Source organism: uncultured Imperialibacter sp. (assembly GCF_963974565.1).
Classification (GTDB): Bacteria; Bacteroidota; Bacteroidia; order Cytophagales; family Cyclobacteriaceae; genus Imperialibacter; species Imperialibacter roseus.
This window is the reverse complement of sequence record NZ_CAXBCJ010000012.1, coordinates 101,948-118,849: the sequence shown is the minus strand read 5'-3', so window position 1 is coordinate 118,849 and position 16,902 is coordinate 101,948. Positions and strand designations below refer to the sequence as shown.

General features: G+C 48.0%; 12 protein-coding genes. 9 read left to right on the top strand and 3 right to left on the bottom strand.

Annotated elements, in window-relative coordinates:
* Window positions 1–9: 9 nt before the first annotated feature.
* The 4 genes from AAC052_RS17500 (at window position 10) to AAC052_RS17485 (ending at window position 3,361) form a co-directional block, all read left to right on the top strand.
* Window positions 10–1,278 carry a pitrilysin family protein gene (locus AAC052_RS17500; protein ID WP_339814818.1) on the top strand — a complete coding sequence of 423 codons (1,269 nt, stop codon included), beginning with the start codon at window positions 10–12 and terminating at the stop codon, window positions 1,276–1,278.
* Window positions 1,279–1,379: 101 nt separating this feature from the next.
* Window positions 1,380–2,081 carry an HAD hydrolase-like protein gene (locus AAC052_RS17495; protein ID WP_339814817.1) on the top strand — a complete coding sequence of 234 codons (702 nt, stop codon included), beginning with the start codon at window positions 1,380–1,382 and terminating at the stop codon, window positions 2,079–2,081.
* Window positions 2,078–2,641, top strand: a complete 564-nt coding sequence (locus tag AAC052_RS17490) for a phosphonate degradation HD-domain oxygenase (RefSeq protein WP_339814816.1) — start codon at window positions 2,078–2,080, stop codon at window positions 2,639–2,641. Before AAC052_RS17495 ends, AAC052_RS17490 begins: the two co-directional genes overlap by 4 nt.
* Before the next feature lie 63 nt (window positions 2,642–2,704).
* Complete coding sequence (locus AAC052_RS17485) at window positions 2,705–3,361, top strand: hypothetical protein (RefSeq protein ID WP_317488275.1); 657 nt, start codon at window positions 2,705–2,707, stop codon at window positions 3,359–3,361.
* Here the strand turns inward: AAC052_RS17485 and AAC052_RS17480 are convergent.
* The 3 genes from AAC052_RS17480 to AAC052_RS17470 all read right to left on the bottom strand — a co-directional run bounded on the left by AAC052_RS17480 (window position 3,350) and on the right by AAC052_RS17470 (window position 6,476).
* Window positions 3,350–4,672, bottom strand: coding sequence for a DUF5690 family protein (locus AAC052_RS17480; RefSeq protein WP_339814815.1), 1,323 nt, complete (start codon window positions 4,670–4,672; stop codon window positions 3,350–3,352). The two genes, AAC052_RS17485 and AAC052_RS17480, sit on opposite strands and share 12 nt — an antisense overlap.
* A 3-nt stretch (window positions 4,673–4,675) precedes the next feature.
* A complete protein-coding gene (locus AAC052_RS17475) occupies window positions 4,676–5,806 on the bottom strand; it encodes a TIGR03364 family FAD-dependent oxidoreductase (protein WP_339814814.1) in 1,131 nt (376 codons plus the stop codon).
* Window positions 5,807–5,891: 85 nt separating this feature from the next.
* Window positions 5,892–6,476 (bottom strand): XRE family transcriptional regulator, encoded by a 585-nt coding sequence (locus tag AAC052_RS17470; protein WP_339814813.1) that lies wholly within the window; start codon window positions 6,474–6,476, stop codon window positions 5,892–5,894.
* A 454-nt stretch (window positions 6,477–6,930) separates the two neighbouring features.
* On the opposite strand from AAC052_RS17470, the gene AAC052_RS17465 reads away from it, so the two are divergent.
* The 5 genes from AAC052_RS17465 (at window position 6,931) to AAC052_RS17445 (ending at window position 16,565) form a co-directional block, all read left to right on the top strand.
* Window positions 6,931–10,176, top strand: a complete 3,246-nt coding sequence (locus AAC052_RS17465) for a SusC/RagA family TonB-linked outer membrane protein (RefSeq protein WP_339814812.1) — start codon at window positions 6,931–6,933, stop codon at window positions 10,174–10,176.
* 37 nt (window positions 10,177–10,213) lie between these two features.
* On the top strand, window positions 10,214–11,770 hold the full coding sequence (locus AAC052_RS17460; RefSeq protein ID WP_339814811.1) for a SusD/RagB family nutrient-binding outer membrane lipoprotein: 1,557 nt from the start codon (window positions 10,214–10,216) through the stop codon (window positions 11,768–11,770).
* Window positions 11,771–11,854: 84 nt separating this feature from the next.
* Window positions 11,855–12,952, top strand: coding sequence for an alkaline phosphatase family protein (locus AAC052_RS17455; protein ID WP_339814810.1), 1,098 nt, complete (start codon window positions 11,855–11,857; stop codon window positions 12,950–12,952).
* The gene (locus tag AAC052_RS17450) at window positions 12,952–14,697 is read left to right on the top strand and encodes a metallophosphoesterase (RefSeq protein ID WP_339814809.1); all 1,746 of its coding nucleotides are present in this window, start codon (window positions 12,952–12,954) and stop codon (window positions 14,695–14,697) included. The genes AAC052_RS17455 and AAC052_RS17450 overlap by 1 nt, the downstream gene beginning before the upstream one ends.
* Window positions 14,694–16,565, top strand: coding sequence for a metallophosphoesterase (locus AAC052_RS17445; RefSeq protein WP_339814808.1), 1,872 nt, complete (start codon window positions 14,694–14,696; stop codon window positions 16,563–16,565). Before AAC052_RS17450 ends, AAC052_RS17445 begins: the two co-directional genes overlap by 4 nt.
* The last annotated feature ends 337 nt before the right edge of the window (window positions 16,566–16,902 follow it).

The following is a 16,902-nucleotide window of genomic DNA, read 5'->3' as shown; positions in this document are numbered from 1 at the left end:
AAGTTTTTGATGTTAGACAGAACCGCAGCGCCCGAATTTCATATTCCTACCCGCACCGATTTAAAGCATGTTACAAGCAGTACGCTTCGTAACGGTATTCAATTTCATGAGTTGGTTCTGGGAGACCAGGAAGTTTGCAGAATAGAGATAGTCCTCCAGTCAGGCAGTTGGTTGGAGGAAAAGGAGGGTGTCTCCTATTTCACAACCAAAATGCTGCTTGAGGGAACAGAGAAGCTCTCAGGTCGGCAAATTGCGGATAGGCTTGACTACTACGGAGCGTATTGGGAAGTAACCTCGGGAATGGACTTTGTGACCCTTACAGTTTATTCCCTGACCAAGTACCTCCAGGAGGTGGTTCCCTTCTTTTTGAGCGTCGTTGCTGATGCCTCGTTTCCGGAAAAGGAACTTGACACCCTTAAAAAGGTGCGGATACAACAGATAAGGGTAAACAAGCAAAAGACTTCTGCGCTGGCATCGTCGGGGTTAAGACACCTTCTTTTCGGACAGAACCACCCTTACGGTAAGGAGCTTTCGGAGGAAGAGGTTGGAAAAGTGACCTCCGCTGATTTGAAGGAATACCACAAGAACAGGTTGTTGAGCCGGGCAGAAGTGTTTGTGTCTGGCAAGCTTTCCGGCGAAGAGCTTTCGAAGCTAAAGGGCTTTTTTGGTGACTTCCCTTCAAGAGCTGTTTCGTTGCCAAACTATCCGGTAGTTACCGCCCCTGCAGTGAGGGAAATACTGCCAGTGGATGAGTCGGTGCAGGCTTCGCTTCGGCTGGGGAAAATGGCTCATGACAAACATCATCCTGACCACTACCATCTCATGCTTCTCAACGAGGTTTTTGGCGGGTACTTTGGCTCTAGGTTGATGAAAAACATCAGAGAGGACAAAGGATATACCTACGGTATTTATTCTTCGCTCTCTTATCTCCAACATGCTGCTTTTTGGGTGGTTGGAACCGACGTGAAGCGAGAAGTGGCCATTGCTTCCATCGACGAAATTCTGAAGGAGATGAAGCTGCTCAAGACGGAGCCCATACCCTTTGAAGAACTTGAAACAGTGAAGAACTACATGATAGGCACTTTTCTGTCAAGTATTAGCACCTCCTTCAGTCTGATGGACAAATTCAGATCCATTCACTTCGCTGGATTAGATTATGAGTATTACAACAGGCTGCTGACCTCAATTCGAAGTGCCACTTCGGAAGACCTGCTGAGAGTAGCCAATGATTCTTTTAAGGAAGAAGATTGGCTTCAGGTGATTGCTGGAGGTATATAGCCTTCAGGTGCCATACCGCCTTCATTGAAAAACTTAACCATATCTTAATCCCCAGCTTACTTTGAAATGGGTGTTCAGTTGTAAAATTGACGCTTGAATCAATGCAAAAGATGGGATCAATTCAGCTAGTAGTTTTTGACCTGGCGGGCACCACTGTTCAGGACAATCAGGATGTACAAAAGGTGCTAAGAAAAACGTTGCAGCGCCAGGGTGTTTCAATTACCATGGTGGAGGCCGCAAGGGTGATGGGCATTCCAAAGCCGGTAGCATTGCGACAACTTCTTGAGTACCACTTGCCTGAAAGCATCAAAGTAACTGATGATATGATTGACGAGCTCCACGAAGCATTCGTCTCGGATATGGTTAGCTTTTATGAAGAAGATCCGTCGGTGCGGGAGATGGCCGGAGCCTCTGATGTATTCAAAGCGCTGAAGGAATCAGGCATCAGTGTGTACGTTGACACGGGGTTTGACCGGAAAACGACCGATGCGTTGATCGAACGACTTGGTTGGTTGAAACAGGAGCTGTTGGATGGCAGCGTGACCAGCGATGAGGTGGAGAGCGGCCGACCCCACCCTGATATGATTTTCAAAGCCATGAAGCTAAGCAAGGTGACAGAAGCTTCTTTCGTTGCAAAAGTAGGTGATACCGCATCCGACCTGGGAGAGGGAACAGCCGCAGGCTGCGGTTTGGTGATTGGAGTAACGACCGGAGCCTATAGCAGAGAGGATTTGGAGAAGGAGCCACACACGCATATCGCTGACAGTCTACCTGAAGTTTTACAAATAATTCTTGAAAAATGAGTGCCCAACAAATAGCGAAAGAGATTTTTGATCTGTATCGGACTTACGGCGACGAAGACTATATAGGCGAGCCGGTTTCCCAGGTTGAGCACATGGTGCAGGCTGCTTTGCTTGCAGAAAGGGCTGGTTACGATGAGGAGGTCATTCTTGCCGCATTTTTTCACGACATCGGACATATATGCGAAATGGATGGCCAGGTTGAAAAAATGGGGCTTTACGGTGTCAAAAGCCACGAAGAGATTGGGTCGAAGTTCCTCAGAGAAAAGGGCTTTTCCCGAAAAATCTGCCAGCTGGTAGAAAACCACGTGGCGGCCAAGCGGTACCTCACTTTCGCTGATGAGTTTTATTACAACAAACTTTCTGAGGCCAGCAAAAAAACACTTGAGTATCAGGGCGGTCGAATGACCGCCGATGAGGCTGCTGCCTTTAAGAGTGATCCACTATTCGAGCCAAGCATTGCACTCCGCCACTGGGACGAAGAAGCAAAACTCGAAAACAAGCCCATGCCTCCGTTAAGCCATTTCGAGCAAATGGCAGTCCGGCATCTCCTGAAAACTTAACATTGGAAATGACAATGGTGTGTTAAATTAATGTTAACTTAGTTAACGCTTATTTAACACCCAATGAAAATACTGGCAACAGTATTTATTGTAGTATTTTCCTGTTTACACTCTTTTGCAGACCAGAAATGGTCTCAGGGGGTTGTTGTATTAACGTCAGGAGAAGTGAAGGTGGGACTGCTCCAGTACCACCCGAGGTGGGATGCTGTGTCATTCAAGGGAGAAGAGAAAGAAGGTGCAGTTGAGACTTTCCCCGCTAACAAACTATCTCAGTTCAGTTTTTTTGATGACCATATTGAGGTATGGAGAAAGTTCTACACTTATATCGCCAATAAAAGGGGATTTAATCAGCCGGTTTTCTACGAAGTTGTCATCAAGGGCGACTATGGCTTACTGAGGAAAGAAAAATCCATTGAGCCTGTGTACGATGATATAGCATCATCCGCCAGTTCAATCAAGGATCAAATGCTAAGGGAACAGGTAGCTGGTTTTGACTTCTTTTTCTGTCACAACAATAACATAGTGCCTCTTAGTAGTTTCAAAAAGTACATGAAAGAGCAAGGCCTGTTTGAAGATTTGAACAATTTTGCAGACACACACCGACTAAGCTGGAGGGACAGCTACGACATAGTAATGATGATTAACTACCTAAATTGCTCTTCGGGCAACACCGGATGTAAGGAAAGCCTTGAACTGACCCGTTTGGCCTCATCTAACTGAAAGAACGGCAACACCATCCCTGCTCTCATATTTCCTTCTGAAATAGACCATACAAATTCCCATCAGTACGGTTCCCGAAATGGAGACTACATAAATCGACTGTGTGAAAAACTCAAGCCAGCTCAAATTGGCGAAGCCGAAGTTCTTGTAGAACAGAATAACCACGCTGCCCAGGTAACCGAACGAATCGGCCAGGTAAATAAGAAACCCGACATTTCCAGTTACCTTAAAAGCTGCGATGAGCCTGTCAAAAAGGATGCTGTTAAAAGGGACATAGCCAAGGTAGAGACCGAACCCCACCAAAATCATCCAAAGAGGCGGTGAAATCAGATGGTTTTGGAAAAGCAGTGTGCTGATGCCGCTGACCGCAAAACCACCTATAATGATCAGGTAGTTCGCATTTAACGCCTTATAGTTTTGTTTGATCCCCATCATAAGACCGAGTAGCACAAGCACTGCTATGGAGACTGGAATTTCTGTTAGTGTAAAAATTTCGGCATTGTCGCCGTAGCCCAGCACCTGCCATATTTCTGCGGAGAAGTTGTCACGAAAATCACGGAAGGCAGTGAGCAGTATGTAAACCAGCGTGAGTAGAAACATACCGCCACCAAAGTCCACCAAAAACTGGCGCCGCTGATTCTTACTCATGGGCTCACGTTTGGTTCTCATCGCCACATCCTCGGGGCTTGGCTCTGGAATACGATCAAGCAACCAAACAAAACCGAGCAGCGGAAGCAAAAAGAGGCTGCCTGTAACAAAAGGCATCCAGTCTTCACTTACGCCCCAGCTAAGCATTACCACCTTGCCGACAGTTTTTACAAAACCGGAAGAGAAGATAAAGCTTACCGAAAGGCCCGCACCGAGCACCTCAGTAGTTTGCCTGCCTTCGAGGAAACTGAAAACCAAGCCCCACACCATGCCGAGTGGAAGGCCGTTAAGAAAGAGGAAGAGGATGCCCCAGGGAGCTGGAGCCAGGGCAAAGCCAAGGAGAGCCAGTGCAGCGGAAACAATCAAAAGAAGAATGAAAATGGATCTTCGGTTGTTTTTCATCTCCGAGATTACCCGTATGCCTATGAACTTCGATAGTGTATATCCAAGCACTTGTGCCGTAATCAACAGTATTTTATAGTCAATTCCCCAGAAGGCTTCACCTTCGAAGGTGGCAACCGCAAACGGCTTTCGGAAGGCGTACATACAGGAGTAGGTGCAGAATGCTGCCAGTATACAGAAAATGGAAAATGCTGCCTTATTGGTCGACTGTAACCAGGTTGTCACTTTCGATTCCAAATGGTCGTTGGTAGAGGGTCTCATTGGCTACAGGGCGTTTGCAAGCTCCTCTGCTAACCCAAACGACAATGTCATGCCTGCTCCACTCAGCCCATTAACAATGGTAGTATGGTCGCTCACCCGGGCAACGAATTCAGTTTTGCCCTGCAGCTTAGGGTAAATCCCATGCCATCTCTCATTGATGGCCATGTCGGGCGCCTCGAAGAAGGTGCCCAGATAAGACATGATAAGCTCGTTGATTTCTTCTCGGTCGAAGGGCGAAAGGGACAAGCCGTATTCATGTGAATCGCCCAGCACCAGCTCCCCGTTTCCGTTTTGTGACACCAACACATGGATGCCCCACTTGATCAGGTCGGGCATGTCCGTTTGAGCTCTGGACTGTAATGCAGGCAGGCCTTTACAATCCTTGAAAGCGCTATAATGCAACAGGGTAAGCCCGGCGCACAGCGAAGGCCCCACTTTCCAGGCATGAGGTTGAGCACCTGTGCGCATCATTTGCAGTTTGCATTTGATAATGCCGCTTTGCTGGAAGGTTTCCGGAAAGAGCGTTTCAAAGTCGGCGCCGCTACAAACGAATATTTTCTCCGCCCGCCAGGTGATATCAGCCGCAATGACCTGATCTTTTTCTATAGAGGTAACGGCAGTTCCAAACAGCACTTTGACCCCGTATTTCTTTTCAAGGTAGCCGGGCAATTTGCTAATGGCTTCTCTAGGATCGACTGTACATTCTGTTGAGCTGAGCAACCCACCCTTAAGCCCATTACTTTTAATCCCCGGGCTTAGCTGCTTTGCTTTGTCAGCGGCAACTATCTCTATCTGGAAGCCTTCGTTGGAGTTCGTATCGTAAAACTCATTGATGATATCCCATTCGTCCTGATGATGGGCTAGCTGTAGGGAACCATTTTGATTGAGCCATATCCCTGCTTCCCCGGCTACTTCCAGCCAGGTGCTTCGGCTTCGCAAAGCCCTGTCGAGGAGGGGCCCTTTTGGTTGACCAATAGGCCAGATCAGACCGAAGTTTCTGATACTGGCTCCCTGGGCCTGTTGCGACCGTTCAATAACAACAACTTTCTTCCCTTTTTTGGCTGAGTGATAAGCCATCGCCAGGCCTACAATGCCAGCGCCCACCACAATTACGTCCGCACTTTTCTCCTTCATTCTCTGAGTTCGTTACAACTTCTAAAATGAAAGTCAGCAGTGAAGACATGATGAAGCTGCCTTTATCTGTTTATTACGAAGTGCCCTATGATGTTAGCTCATCATTAAAGAAGAAGTAGACCACCAGCATTGTGCATGGCATGGCTGAGGGATTGGATGGAGCGTGTGGAGTCTTCCCGTTGAAGTAAAGGCTATTGCCCTCTTCCAGCAGCACAGCCTCGTTCCCAATATGATAAAGAGCAGACCCACTGATCATGTATTTGAATTCAAAAGCATCTGTAGTGATCATTTCTCTTTCGGCCCCAGGCTCCAGGATGAGTAGGACGGTCTCGACCGTGATAGTGGAGATGGTGCGTGTTAGAATATGGTGGTACTTGAAGCCCTTGGTGCCTTCTTTTTCAAATTCATTGTACTCATCTTTTTTCAGCAGTAGATAAGGCTTTTCCTGCATTCTGTAGATGTCGTGAAAGAATGTCCCCACTTCTTCCTTAAGGGCATGAACTATTGAGATGAGGACAGGTAGCGATGGGATGGTGCGGCCGTTTTCAATCCTCGATAGCAAACCCTTGCTCACATGGGCTTCGGCGGCCACTTCGTAAAGCTTCAGTGCTTTTGATAGGCGGGTCTGCTTCAGCTTGCGTCCGAGCTGCCCAATGATGTTATCTGTCATGATTCAGGCGGTTGAAGGGTCAAAAAAACACCCACCATTTTTAAAAGCAATAAATCGGTGGGGGATGAAGGAAAGATAACGATGAGGTCAACATTTGATAACCAGCGAGAATTGCACTTTGTGCTGCATTTCTGAAATTTGGTCCAACGATTCCACTCCCCGTTCTATTCAGCCATCAATTTCGCCATTTGTTTACTATTTGTAAATATTATGACAACGGAAGCTAATATTTAACAATGAATTAAATATTAGTTTAATATAGGTAAATATCACCCTGCTACCTTTGATGTATCGACGAAGGCAATTCGATTGCCAGATCCCGATAAAAAAATAAGCCGGAAATGCGCTAACATTCCCGGCTAGTACCTCTTCCTACGTCCGCAAAGACTTTCCCGAAAGGGAAGGGAGTGGAGGCTTTGTGCTAAAACGAAAATCGTCTTAACCATTTAAAACTATGAAAAAACCATTACCAGAAAAAAGACCTTATCAAAAAGCTTTTGGGAGCGCTTTTCTTTCCCTGCTTTTGTTGATGGCTTTTTCTTTCAACGCACTGGCACAGTCACGTACTGTAAGTGGTGTTGTGAAAGATGAAGCCGGGGAGCCGCTCATTGGGCTTACCGTATTAGAAAAGGGTACCTCCAACGGAACCATTACAGGGGTGAACGGCGACTATCGCCTCGACCTGATTACTCAGGAGCCAACCTTAGTTTTTTCATTTGTAGGTTACACCTCACAAGAGGTTGCCATTGGCAGTCGGTCGGTGATCGACGTAGCCATGCAACTCGACGTAAAAAGTTTGTCAGAGGTGGTTGTAACCGCACTTGGCGTTGAAAGAGAAACGAAGGCGCTTGGCTACTCGGTGCAGCAGGTAAACGGCGAGGACATTACCGAAGCTCGTGAGACTAACGTGGTTAATTCTCTCTCCGGCAAAGTAGCAGGCGTGCAGGTTTCCAATGCGGCTGCTGGAGTAGGTGGTTCTGCCAGGATCACTATCCGTGGCGAGTCGTCTTTGAATATCAATGCCAACCAGCCGCTGTTTGTAGTGGATGGAATTCCAATAAGCAATAATGTAAATGGTGCGTCAGGGTCAGGTAACCTCGAAGTTGACTATGGCAACGCAGCCGGCGAAATCAATCCTGATGACATTGCTTCAATGACTGTGTTGAAAGGACCGGCAGCGGCGGCGCTTTATGGTTCAAGAGCTGCGAACGGCGCTATCCTGATCACTACTAAATCAGGTAAAAGTCAAAAGGGTATCGGTATAGCGGTGAACAGCAACCTAACTTTCGAAAATCCTCTGGTATTGCCCGACTGGCAAAACAAGTACGGGCAGGGTAACAATGGCCAGTTTTCGTTTGTAGACGGAGCCGGAGCCGGCATTGCCGATGGCGTGGACGAAAGCTGGGGCCCAGAATTGAACGGACAACTCATTCCACAATTCTCTTCTCCCAGAAACGTTCCTGGCTTTCGTGGAGGTGATCTTAACGCCCCTGCGGGTAGCACCATTACCCCTACTGCGTGGTCGCCACACCCTGATAACATCAATGATTTCTTTGAAACAGGTGTAACCCGTACAAACAATATTGAATTCAGCACATCAAATGACTGGGGCAATGTCCGTTTGTCTTACACCAATTTGGATCAGAAAGGCATGGTGCCTAATACCGACCTGACAAGAAACTCTGTATCCCTCAAAGGCGGGCTTAACCTGACAGACAAACTTTCCATCAATTCCACGATTAACTATATCAAAAGCCAAAGCGACAACAGACCGGCTATTAGCTACGGAACTGAAAGCTTGATGTACCTGTGGATTTGGTACGGTCGTGGAATTGATACCAAACAACTGGCCAACTACTGGATGCCAGGCCTTGAAGGAATCCAGCAGTTCAATTACAATTACAACTACCACGATAACCCTTACTTCACGACTTACGAGAACACCAACGGACAGGACAAGGACAGAATCTTTGGCAACCTTTCTGCTACCTACAAATTCACCAAAGAGCTAAGCCTGATGGTGCGTACCGGTAACGACTTGTATAATGACTTGAGAGACCGCCGCCGGGCATTTTCTACGCAGCGTTTCCCGTTGGGTATGTACAGGGAAGATGCTGTGTACTTTCAGGAAAGGAACACTGATTTCCTTTTGACATATAACAAAAACGTGAATGACGACTGGGCGTTCACCGTGTCAGTTGGTGGTAACCAAATGCGTCAGAACAACAGGTTTCAGTCAACTGTGGCTCCACAATTGCTGATCCCTGGCATCTACAACTTCTCTAACTCTGCTGTTAACCTTCAGGTTAGCCAAAGCAGGTCAGAGAAGAGAATCAACAGCTTGTACGGGTACGGTCAGGTGGCCTTCAAAAACATGATCTTCCTGGATGTGACTGGCCGTAACGACTGGTCTAGTACTTTGCCCGTTGACAACAATAGCTACTTCTACCCATCAGTAACATTGAGCGGAGTAGTAAGTGATATGTTCACTATGCCTAATTTCCTATCATTTGCAAAGGTAAGAGCGGCATACGCTGAGGTGGGTAACGATACCGATCCATATAGCCTTTCTAATGTATATGGCTCCGGAACTGCATGGGGTTCGGTGCAAACCAAATCAGAATCTTCTGTGCTGAGAAATGCTGAGCTGAAGCCTGAAAGGACATCGTCTTACGAACTGGGTGTTGACTTACGATTCTTCGAAGGACGCCTGGGAGTGGACTTCACTCATTACGACAACAAAACGAGAGACCAGATCATCCCGATTACGCTGGACATTGCGACAGGCTATTCCAGCCGCATAATCAACGCTGGTGAAATCCAAAATTACGGACAGGAATTGATGTTGATGGGAACGCCTATTAAGAAAGACAATGGCTTCAAATGGGATGTTAGCGTCAACTTTACCAGCAATCGCAGCAAAGTGATAAAGCTGGCCGAAGGTATCGAGGCTTATACTTTAACTGAGAGAAATGGTGCTTATATCCAGGCTCGTGAAGGAGAAAGAATGGGCAACATTTACGGTGTTGGCTTTGCCAGGGTAGAAGACAAAAACAGCCCATATTTTGGTCAGATCATCCACTCGGCTGAAGGTACTCCTTTGAGAGATCCGGAATTGAAACTACAAGGCAATTACAACCCAGACTTTATGGTGGGTATCAACAACAACTTCTCGTACAAAGGCATTTACGCTGGCTTCTTATTCGATATCCGTCAGGGCGGTATTGTGGTGTCAAGAACCAAGACTATCGGTAGCACCTCCGGTCAGCTGGCAGAAACACTTTATGGAAGAGCCAATGGATACGACCTTTCACTGGAAGGCAATGGCATTGTTAGCCCAGGTGTGATTGATACTGGAGATGGAAACTATATCCCTAACGAGATCAAAATAGCTAGCCGTGACTGGCATAACCGTTACTACGAGCGCAACAACGTAGAGGCTGCCAAGTACGATGCGTCTTTTGTGAAGCTTCGTGAAGTAAGAGTGGGATATAGCTTCCCTAACACTATGATGGGTCGCCTTCCTTTCAGAGATGTTCGCTTCTCTGTAGTGGGTAGAAACCTGATGCTTTGGACTGAAAACCCTCACTTCGACCCGGAAACACTTTCCATGTCAGGTGGTACACTTCAGCCAGGTGTTGAAAACATGGCTTATCCTTCAGCCAGAAGCTTTGGCTTTAACCTGAGCTTCAAACTTTAAGATGGTTCATCTTTTAAAAATTAAAAGGAAAACAGAAATGAAAATCAAAAGCAATTCTATAAAATCAATAGCGCTGCTGACAGGTCTTTTTGTGGCTACATCATGCGACAAGGACTTCCAGGAGGTGAATACCAACCCGAATGACCCTGAGTCTGTCCCAACAGCACTCCTTCTGCCTACCATCATTAGAAACCCGGTGAACGAAGTAGCCGGACTGGCGTGGGGGTATGGTAACGTGGTGATGCAGTATTCAGCAAAAATTCAGTTCACCAGCGAGGACAGATACCTTTGGGGCCCCGAAGGTGACCCTTACAACAGCTTCTATAATGCCATGCGTGATGTGAATAACATCATCATTTTGTCAGAAGAAGCCGGGCAGCCGCAATACATTGGTATCGCCAAAATCATGAGATCATGGATGTATTCTTTCATGACAGACGCTTACGGCGATATTCCTTATTCGGAAGCAACAAGTGCAAAAGAAGGCACCAATCTTCCTGCGTTTGATACACAGGAGTCTGTTTATCAGGGAGTGTTGGCTGAGCTGGCGGAAGCCAATACCATTCTGGCCAGTGCTACTGGTTCGGTAAGTGGCGACATCCTTTTTGGTGGTGACCTGATGAAGTGGAGAAAATTTGCCAATTCACTACGCCTGAGAATTTACATGCGTTTGTCGGATAGAAATGATCCCTCGTCGGGTATGCAGGCGATTCTTAGCAACCCTGATGCCAACCCGATTCTTGAAAGCAACGACGATAATGTAGCGTTGGAGTACCTGTCAGATGCGCCTAATCAGCAGCCGCAGTATACCAATCGTTCAGGCTCTTTTGATGAGTACAGACTGAGTGTCAACATGGAGACCATTCTGAAAGACCTGAACGACCCAAGGCTGTTTGTGTATGCGCAGCCAACCAATGACTCAGGTGCTGGGGTGGTAGGTAGTCATGCCGACTATGCAGGCGTGCCTAACGGCCTGGCTGATGCACAGGCTTTGGCTTATTCGCCAAGCGGTGACCCTGAAAAAGTTGGTTCCAATTTCATTTCAAGAATTGGCTTAATGTTCGCATGCCGTGCTTGTAACCCTGAGAGAGCCTCTCCAACTGCCGCAGAGGCCATGCTGATGAGCTATGCTGAACTTCAGTTTATTCTTGCTGAGGCCAGGGAACGGGGCTTTATTTCAACAGGTACTGCAGAAACCTACTACCTCAACGGCATCAACTCATCTTTTGACTACTATCTGGAAAGACTTGCAGTTGGTAGCTACCCTGAGATTATCGAAGTGGCCACGCCTGATGCTTCTTATTTCGCTCAGGAAGATGTAGCCTACACAGGAACTACTGATGAGAAGCTACGCAAAATAGGCACGCAAAAATGGGTCGCTCTTTTCTTCAATGGCATGGAGGCCTGGTTCGATTGGAGAAGAACCGGCATACCAGCAATTACACCTGGCCCTGGTGCGGTGATTCCTACCGTACCGGTTCGCTTTATGTATCCAGGCGACGCCCAGGCACTAAATGCTGACAATTATAAGGCGGCTGTTGCCCGCCAGGGTGTCGATGCAATTACCACCCGAGTTTGGTGGGATGTAAACTAAATAAGAAGTAATTTTTGCCTCAAACCTATCTGGAAGTAAGGGGGACTTTTGTCCCCCTCAACTTTTGGAGCAACCCAATTGACAATGAAAAACACCTTACTTCTTATTGCAGGTTTAGCGTTTTCGCTGGGCACTTTTGCTCAGAAGAAAGACCTGAAAACAGAGAATGTCTTCATTATTACCTTTGATGGACTTCGCTGGCAGGAACTCTATGGAGGAGCCGACGCAGAGCTGATCGGCGACAAAGATTATGTGGAGAATGTAGAAAGTCTGAAGAAAGAATTTTGGGCAGAAGATGCGAAGATACGAAGAGAAAAGTTATTCCCTTTTTTCTGGTCTGAGATTGCCGCAAAGGGGCAGATGTATGGCAACCGCAACGAGGGAAACAAAGTAAACTGCGCTAATGGCATGTGGTTCTCTTATCCCGGCTACAACGAAATTTTATCCGGATTTGCTGATGACAATAGGATTACCAGCAACGACAAGATTCCCAACCCCAATAAAACTGTGCTTGAGTTCGTCAACAACCAGCCTCAATACAAAGGCAAAGTTGCTGGCTTCGGATCATGGGATGTTTTTCCCTACATCATCAATGCTGAACGAAGCGGTATTCCTGTAAATGCAGGATTTATGAAAGCGACCGGAAGCAGCCTGACGGATAGAGAAAAGTTTTTGAACCAGCTACAGGACGAAATCCCCGGCCCCTGGGGAGGAGTGAGGCTTGACGCCTTCACTCATCATTTTATGATGGAATATGTAAAAAAGAACAACCCAAGACTTGTATACATTAGCTATGGAGAAACAGACGACTGGGCGCACGATGGCGAGTATGATGAATATTTACATTCAGCCCGCCGCACCGACCAGTTTATAAAAGAGCTTTGGCTGTACATCCAATCCAGCCCAAAATACAAAGACAAAACCACCCTGCTGATCACCACCGATCACGGAAGAGGCACCGTGCCGAAAGACACATGGAGAAGTCATGGTAGCCAGGTCGAAGGTGGGGGAGAGATTTGGATGATGGCGATTGGCCCGGATACCCCAGCGTTGGGCGAGGTGAAGCAGGATGGGCAGCTCTACCAGAATCAGGTAGCAGCCACTGCAGCTACCTTACTGGGGCTTAAATATGTTAATACTCCTGAGCCAGGAGCAGTTGTTGGCTCAATGATCACTAAGTGATGGATTTCAAAAGGGTAATTGTGCTCCTGTTGCTGGCGGCCTTTGGTTGTCGGCAGCAGGACTCAATTATTTCTCCTAACTATACGATGTTACCGCCGCAGGACTCCGCCAGACTTGCGCTGGCCGAAAAGTGGAAAGCGGTCAAGACGCCAGCTCCTGCTATTACTCAGTCCATCGATCAAGGTTGGCGATATGTAGCCGGAATAAATGAAAGTCTGACAGACTTTGAATTCCCTGAATGGGAACAGACCGAAGTGCTCGACTTACCTCACCGTGTTACTCTTCCAAACACCGCCATGTGGTACCAACGGCTGGTGGTTGACCCCATCGACTCTTCAGTTTTGGAGGTCAATGCGGACGATGGCGCCCAGGTATTCCTCAATAGTAAAAAGCTGGAAAGGCTAATTGACGACAGGTTTTATCTCACGGCTACGGCTGGAGACACGCTGACGATTAGGGTACTTAACAACGCCATGGCTGGTGGCCTGCGCACAGTGAAACTGATTTCCCTCGCCAACTATCGGGACTACAAGAGCCAGCTAGCACTCTATCGAAAAGCAGGTGCCGCCGTCGATCAGGTGTTGCGGTTGAGTGAACCGCCGGCAGACGCCATGGAAGCTGCAGGCCTTCTTGTGGAGCACCCGACCATAGAGAATATTACGAAGGTTGAAGCACTTTTTAGTGCATATCCCATGCTCAGTGCCCCTGTTTTGCTGAATAACAAAGGCCGCTTCGAGCTCAATTGGTTGAGTACGGGCAGTGGCCAGGCAGTAATTTTTGCAGGCAACGACCCGACTCACCTTACCACTGAGTTTATAGTGACAGCTAAGCAGCAGCCATTCAGATTTCCGCTGGAGCAGCTAAGCAAGGCCAGCTTTTACAGGATTCGTCAGCTCGATACCTGGACAGAAGTATATGAAGTGCCAAAAATGGAGCTAAACGCCGACTCTTTTTCATTTACACTCTGGGCCGACAGCCAGGGCGGTTGGAACACGTTCAGTAAACTCATGTCTAACACCAATGAATATGACGACAAGTTTAGCCTTGGGGTAGGTGATTTGGTGGCCAATGGTTCCGATTCTCTGCAATGGAAAAGCCTGCTGACCAGTCTGGGGCAGGCCAAAGGCCGCTTCCCTTTTTACCTCGTGCCAGGCAACCATGACTACGATGGGTATTACGACGACCTCCGCCCGAAGAATTTCAACCAATACATAACGACTGCATCCGGCAAAAACTACTTTTCGTGGCAGTATGGCAATTGTGCTTTTGTTGCTATTGATCCCAATGAAGCCTTCCCTATTGGTTTTGGTACCAGCGACCAAAAGCAATGGTTTTTAAGAGAGATTGAATCTCCGGAATGGAAGGCTGCCACCTGGCATTTTGTGGTACTGCATCAGCCGCCACTTTCGCAGGGCTGGCCCGGTTACCATGGCGACGAAGTGGTTCGGCAGCTGCTAGACACTGTGTACGAGTCGGCGGGCATCGATTTTGTTGTCGCCGGGCACACCCATGATTATGAAAGGTTAACGAGGAATTACGGCGACCAGAAGGTCAACTTTCTGATTGTTGGAGGAGCTGGAGGAGGCCTGGAGCCTGAAGGTGAGATGTCGGAGGAACCAGTAATGGATGTTGTCGTCAAACGGCATCACCTGGCTAGAATGTTTGTGCAGGGCGACTCCATCCATTTAGAAGTGAAAGACCTCAATCAAAATATCATCGATCAATTTGATTTTAAGAAGCAATGAAATACTGTCTACTTCTTCTTTTTGCGTTGCAAATCTCAGTTGGCTTTGCCCAAGACATCAAAACCGGCCTGTTGGGCGACTGGTGGCTTTGGCCTGAGTACACATTGCCTGCCCGGGCTAATAATACTCCCGGCAATCAACCCAAAGCACCGGCGTCCGTTTTTACTGACGTCGATAGCCGTAGTATTCCCCTGGTGCTGAAAGGAGAAGAGCCTACTCAGAGGCTTACGGGTATTTTACCGCAAAACCAGCTTCCGGCCTCCAGCTTTACTGTGGAGTGCTGGTTGGTGAACCATGTGAACCAACCAGTAGGGATGCTCGCAGCTGTGAAGCCCAAATACACCGGGGGCGAGCCACAATGGTTGTTGGGTGTCTACGAAAGGGAGATCATTTTCTCGCTGAAACCCGAAAAAGAGCCTTTTGCGGCGGTCATCAGCCATGAGATCAAAGCCAGGGGCTGGAAAAACTACTGGGGCCACCTGGTGGGGGTGTACGATGGCAATTCCATGATGCTGTATTTGAATGGGGCGCTTTTAGGCGAACAGAAAGTGGGAACGATGGCCGCAGTGACGCAGAACAAAGAGCTGGAAGTGGCTTCCTACATGCACAACGAGCCCTACATGCAGCTGGGCAATATGCTGAAAAACTTCAGGCTCTATGACCGCCCACTCAACGTCTCCGAAATCAAGCAACGTTATGCTTACCTTCAAAAGCATGTGGAAGAAGGGAAGCTTTGGCCCGACACCTTTCATTTTAATGCAGGGCCTTATCTCAACTATGCCACCGCCTCCAGCATCAACGTGCTGTGGGAAACCGATAGACCCACCATGGCCGTTGTGGAATATGGTGAGTCGCTGCCATTGAAAATGAAAAAGGAATTGCCTGTGGCCAGCCTGAAAAAAGAGGGCCCACGTGCTGAAGGTAAATATATCCAGGAGCTGACACTCGACAATTTGAAGCCGGGCACCACCTACTTTTACGATGTGAAAGTGGTAGCAGAAGATGGCCAGGAAATGGAGTCAGGAGTGCTGACTTTTGCTACAGCCGTCGAACCGAATGCTCCATTTGCGTTCGGCATCATTGGTGACACCGAAGCTCGCCCTCACGTGAACGACCGGGTGGCCAAAATGCTGTGGGACGAGCGCCCCAACTTCCTCATGATTGTGGGCGACCTCACCGACGGTGGCCAGGAGCATCATAAGTTTGAATGGAACTACGAGTACTTCGCAGCCATGACCCAGCTCACCAGCCGGGTGCCGGTATTTCCGGTAGCTGGTAATGGCGAGTCGGATTTGTTTTGGTACAACCAATACCATGTGCTGCCTGAGCCTGAAGGGTTCTACTCTTTCACTTACGGCAACGCAGAATTTTTCATGCTCAACAGTAACAAGCGGGATGAGTTTGCTCCTGGTAAAAAGCAGTATGCGTGGCTGGAGGAAAAACTAAAGGCTTCCACTGCCAAATGGAAGTTTGTCGCACATCACCATGCTCCTTATTCCGCTGACGAAGACGACTACGGCAATAGCTGGGAAGGCCCTACCGACCTGGGCGACAAAAAAGTAAGGGAGATCGTGCCGCTCTACGAGAAATATGGTGTGGACATGGTCTTCTTTGGTCACCTGCATACTTACCAGCGTACCATGCCTATCGAAGCCAATAAGGTAAGCGAGCAAAACGGTGTGGTATACATTCAGGCGGGTGGTGCGGGTGGCAATCTGGAGGACTTTGCGCCTACCCGGGCGTGGTTCAGTGCAAAGACCTACCGGGGACACCACTACTGCATCGTGGGCGTGAATGACGGAAGCCTTTCGTTCAAGATGTATGACACGGAAGGGAGGCTGAAGGACTTTTTGGAGTTGAGGAAGTAGAGGGCTTCGGATTACTGGTCGATGCGTTAAAAACGCACGTCTCACACACCGTCGTTGCAAACGACGGCGATGGGGGGTAGTGAGACTCGGCTTACCGAATTTCAGTCATTTTTTCTGGATTCTGCCTACAGTCAAATACGTCAGCCACTCTTATCTCGCCAAGCTCTGGAAAGGGGCAGTAAATTATCTTATAGCTTTTCACTACCAGATACCGATATTCGCTGGAGCGATGCGTAAGCAAAGGCTCAATCTGTCCGATAAAAGGAGTGTGTTTAAGTTTTACGGAAGCTTGAATCAGCTCTCTCACCAATTTTTTTGGCAATTGTAGTGCTTGCCT